We start from the raw sequence: 3,550 nt of genomic DNA on the forward strand, positions 1-3,550 counted from the left end.
GCCGGGCGCGCGGGGGTGGGGTGGTGAGGCGGTCGGCGGTGGCCCGGAGCAGGCGGGCCAGCCGGTCACGCGGGTGTCGGGGCCGCGGCACTGCCGGACTCCAGTTCCAGCCCCTCGTACGCCAGGGTCAGCGCCTCGATGGCAATCTCCTGGGACAGGGTGTTCAAATGTGCGCCCCGCCACCGGGTGGGCCACGCGTTGATCATGTTCCAGCGCAGCACCTCGGCGGTGCCGGCCGGGTCGAGCAGCACCACCGAGACGTTGCGCCGGCTCACCGTGCCCTTGGCCGCCGCGTTCACCCAGTCCCACAGTTCGCGCGACGCGGTGAGGCCGAAGTGGAGGGTGACCGGGGCGTACTCGACCTGGCCGGGGACGGCCCGGATCCGCTCGTTGCCGGCCTCCCGGTACGCCAGCGACGGTATGGCCACCTCGAACCCGCTGACCTCGGTGAAGTGCCCGTTGGTGATGCCGTTGATGAGCAGCTTGAAGTGGTACGCGCGGTAGGGGTCGACGGGCGCGCCCGGCTGCGGGGTGGCCGTGGTGGGCATGTCAGCCTCCGATCGTCTCGGTCTCGGTGCCGCCGGCCCACTGGCTCAGCTTGAACACCACGAACTCCGCGGGCTTGACCACCGCGATGCCGATGTGCGCCACCACCATCCCGGCGTCGCGCACGTCGGCCGGGTTGGTCTCCTCGTCGCACTTGACGAAGAACGCCTCCTCGGGCGTGCGGCCGAGCAGCGCGCCGTCCCGCCACACCCGGGTGAGGAACGCGCCGATGTCCCGCCGGATCGAGCGCCACAGGGTGTAGTCGTTCGGCTCGAACACCATCCACCGGGTGCCGCCCGCGATGGCCAGCTCGATGGCGATGGAGAGCCGCCGCACGTTCAGGTAGCGCCACTCGCTGGCCTCGGCGGCGAGCGTGCGGGCGCCCCAGAGCCGGATGCCCTCGCCGGAGAAGAAGCGGATCACGTTGACGCCCTTGGGGTTGAGCACGTCGTGCTCGGGGCGGGTGACCCGGTACGCCAGGTCGACCGCGCCGCGCACCGGCTCGTTGGCCGGCGCCTTGTGCACGCCGCGCAGGGCGTCGGTGCGGGCCCAGATGCCGGCCACGTGCCCGCTCGGCGGGGTGAGGACGAGGTCGCCGCTGAGCGGGTCGCGGACCCGGATCCACGGGAAGTAGTAGGTGGCGTAGTCGGACTGCCGGGGCCGGTCGCCGCCGGGCGGGTCGTCGTCGGGCTTCGGCGTACCGTCGGCGGGTCTGCCGGACGACTTGGGTGGCGTGGCGACCCGGGTGAGCCGGGAGATGTCGGCCACGTCGGGCGGCGGGTCGCAGATGGCGACCATGGTGCGCAGTCGCTCGGCGGTGCTGATGAGCGCCTCGTGCGAGACCGGGTCGTGGTAGCCGGGCGCGGCCAGGATGGAGATCTCGTCGATGGCCTCCAGCAGTTGCAGGCCGCCGCGCTTCCCGCCGGTGCCGGTGAGCTGGCCGCCCTCGCCGACGTTGACCACCCAGCAGCGGGTGCCGCCGTTGTCGAGGAAGCCGAAGACCGCGCGGGCCAGGGGCGTGCTCTCCAGGTGCTCGCCGTCGGCGTAGAGCCGGAGGAACTCCGACCAGCTGTTGACGGCGAGGGCCTCGTTGACGTGGGCGGTGCGGTTCGGCGTGAGCCCCACGAAGGCGGCGGTGCTCGTGCCGACCGGGCCGATCGGGCGGGCCCCGCTGGGCACCTCCTCGACGTAGATGCCGGGGGAGAAGTAGGTGGGCATCGGTCCTCCTTGAGGAGTCAGTCGGGGGCGCAGACGACGACGTGGTCTCCGTCGGCGGGGTCCAGCTCGGCGGTGTGGGTGCGGCCCCGGCCGATCAGCCGGATCCGCACCGGCCGGTCCGGGGCGTCGGGGTCGTGGGGGACGCCGACCAGCCGGAAGCGGCCGGCCGCGTCGGTCTCGGTGGCCTGGGTGGTGCCGACCAGTTCGACCCGCATGGCGGCGAGCGGCTGGCGTTCCGGCCCGACCACCCGGCCGTCGAGGGTGCGCATGTCGAGCTGCCGCAGCCGCAGCGGCTGCCGCACGGGCGGCGCGGACGGCGCCGGCCGGTCGATGCGCGCCGGCACGTCGAGCAGCAGCGCGGGCCGGGGCGGCACGCCGAGGGCCCGCCAGAGCGCCGGGTCCCCGGCGGCCAGCACCACCTCGGGCTGGCCGGCCGCGGTGGCGGCGGCGAGGACCCGGTCCAGCGCCGGCAGCGCCGCCGGCCCGCCGCCGCTGACCAGCAGCCGGACCACGAACCGGTACGGCTCGCGTGCCCCGCCGCCGGCCGCGGTCTGCCGGGCCGGTCGCAGCTCCAGGGGCCAGACGGTGAGGCCGCCGTCGAGGTCGTCGCGGGGCGGGCCGACCGGGACGGGGTCACCCGCCGCCCCGGTCAGCCAGGCCGCGAGGTCCGCGACGGCCGCCTCGATCGCGCCGGTCATCGGGGCGGCGTCCCCTGGATCCGGTACGCGATGGCCTCGTTCCAGACGTGCGGGTAGACGCCGATCTCGAAGTAGCGGGTGAAGCGGTTGATCGGCGCGTTGCTGTGGTCGTGCCAGAGCAGCCACACCGGGGCGATGGTGAACAGCACGTAGTTGAGCGCGACCAGCGGCAGGTAGAGCGGGCCGAGCAGCCGCGCCTGGAGGATGTGCACGTCCTCGTGCCGCTGGATGCCGGTGCTGGACCCGGCGCAGACGGTGCCGATGGTGGTGGCGTAGCGGGGCGAGACGCCCTCGACCACGTTGACCCGCCCGCTGCCCTGCGACACCACCCGGTCGAGCTGGTGCCCGAAGACCAGGTGCAGGGCCAGGTAGAGCGCGCCGGCGACGGTGTTGAGCAGGCTCCAGGTGTGGTCGACCACGAAGAGGAAGATGCCCTTCGGGTCGAGGCCGTAGGTGCCGGCGGAGGCGACCGCCCACCCGAACGGCGCGCCGACGAGCAGTCCGACGACCGCGCCGATCAGCAGACCGATGGTGCCGCCCGCCGCCCCGCCGAGGGCGGCGCCCAGGACGATGTGGACGGCGGCGCTGATGATGCCGAGGACCATGGGGTCACCTCTCTCAGACCCAGGAGCGGATGTAGCGGGGCTCGCGGCCCTGCGCGAGCTGGGTCGGCGACGCGTTCGTCGCCTGCCGGTTGCCGGGCGGCAGCTGGTTGATGCCGAGGGCGGCGGAGAAGATGACCAGCCCGTTGAAGAACGCGATGATCCACTTTTCGGATCCCGCGTCCTCGGCGAAGGCGGCGGTCAGGTACGACAGGACGAGCGCGAAGCCCAGGGCGATCCACTTGCGCGCCTTGTCGCCGCTCGGGCCGATGAGGCCGCCGATGACGTTGGTGGCGAGCAGGGTGGCGGCGCTGGCGCCGGTGAGGCTGCCGAGGGCGGCCCAGGTGAAGAGATCGTTCACGGCGATCCCCCTCTTCGGTTGGTGCGGTGGTGCGGTCGGGGTGGGGTGGTGCGGCGGCCCCGGCTGGTGCGGTTCCGGGTACCGCCCGGGTGGCGGCGCCGCGCCCGTTCAGGCCGGCCGGTCGG

The 3,550-nt window shown here is 73.9% G+C and carries 5 protein-coding genes; all 5 read right to left on the bottom strand.

Going from position 1 to position 3,550, the window contains the following annotated elements; genetic code table 11:
* Positions 1–65 precede the first annotated feature (65 nt).
* Genes F8274_RS30090 through F8274_RS30110 form a run of 5 tightly spaced genes read right to left on the bottom strand, consistent with a single transcriptional unit; the run spans position 66 to position 3,425 of the window.
* A complete protein-coding gene (locus F8274_RS30090) occupies positions 66–548 on the bottom strand; it encodes a phage tail protein (protein WP_151465722.1) in 483 nt (160 codons plus the stop codon).
* Position 549: 1 nt separating this feature from the next.
* A complete protein-coding gene (locus F8274_RS30095) occupies positions 550–1,764 on the bottom strand; it encodes a phage tail sheath subtilisin-like domain-containing protein (RefSeq protein WP_151465723.1) in 1,215 nt (404 codons plus the stop codon).
* Positions 1,765–1,781: 17 nt separating this feature from the next.
* Positions 1,782–2,462: a carboxypeptidase-like regulatory domain-containing protein gene (locus F8274_RS30100; RefSeq protein ID WP_151465724.1), complete on the bottom strand. Its 681-nt coding sequence runs from the start codon at positions 2,460–2,462 to the stop codon at positions 1,782–1,784.
* A complete protein-coding gene (locus F8274_RS30105) occupies positions 2,459–3,067 on the bottom strand; it encodes a glycine zipper family protein (protein WP_151465726.1) in 609 nt (202 codons plus the stop codon). Before F8274_RS30105 ends, F8274_RS30100 begins: the two co-directional genes overlap by 4 nt.
* Before the next feature lie 13 nt (positions 3,068–3,080).
* Positions 3,081–3,425 carry a hypothetical protein gene (locus F8274_RS30110; protein ID WP_151465728.1) on the bottom strand — a complete coding sequence of 115 codons (345 nt, stop codon included), beginning with the start codon at positions 3,423–3,425 and terminating at the stop codon, positions 3,081–3,083.
* Positions 3,426–3,550: the final 125 nt, after the last annotated feature.

The sequence above is a fragment of the Micromonospora sp. AMSO31t genome (genome assembly GCF_008868175.1).
GTDB lineage: Bacteria > Actinomycetota > Actinomycetes > Mycobacteriales > Micromonosporaceae > Micromonospora.

Bases quoted from the DNA above. Each gene is read 5' to 3' on its own strand.
- F8274_RS30090 (WP_151465722.1), bottom strand. From the start codon at position 548: ATGCCCACCACGGCCACCCCGCAGCCGGGCGCGCCCGTCGACCCCTAC.
- F8274_RS30095 (WP_151465723.1), bottom strand. From the start codon at position 1,764: ATGCCCACCTACTTCTCCCCCGGCATCTACGTCGAGGAGGTGCCCAGC.
- F8274_RS30100 (WP_151465724.1), bottom strand. From the start codon at position 2,462: ATGACCGGCGCGATCGAGGCGGCCGTCGCGGACCTCGCGGCCTGGCTG.
- F8274_RS30105 (WP_151465726.1), bottom strand. From the start codon at position 3,067: ATGGTCCTCGGCATCATCAGCGCCGCCGTCCACATCGTCCTGGGCGCC.